This window comes from Salifodinibacter halophilus (assembly GCA_012999515.1).
GTDB classification, from domain to species: Bacteria; Pseudomonadota; Gammaproteobacteria; order Nevskiales; family Salinisphaeraceae; genus Salifodinibacter; species Salifodinibacter halophilus.
This window is the reverse complement of record JABEEB010000240.1, coordinates 1-273: the sequence shown is the minus strand read 5'-3', so window position 1 is coordinate 273 and position 273 is coordinate 1. Positions and strand designations below refer to the sequence as shown.

Sequence of the window (273 nt, the reverse complement as noted above, 5' to 3'; positions counted from 1 at the left end):
CGAAGCCGCCGGTGGCCAGGGCCAGGGCGATGGCGATGAAGATGTCGGCCTGGTTGGGATCCATGCCGAGCGTCTTTGTGAGGAAGAACAGCGAGTAGAACTGGCCGCCGTACCAGACCACGGCCTGGCCGGCGGTGGCGCCGAGCAGGGCCAGCAGCGCGATCTTGCCGTTCTTGGAGAAGAAGCTCTCGGTGATCGGCGCCTTGGAGGTCTTGCCCTCGGCCTTCATCTGCTGGAACAGCGGCGATTCGGCCAGCTGCATGCGGATCCACA

The 273-nt window shown here is 65.2% G+C and carries 1 protein-coding gene; it reads right to left on the bottom strand.

All coding sequences use genetic code 11. From position 1 onward, the window contains the following. Window positions 1-273, bottom strand: a 273-nt coding sequence (locus tag HKX41_11485; protein NNC24754.1) for an MFS transporter, incomplete at both ends; no start/stop codon positions are given.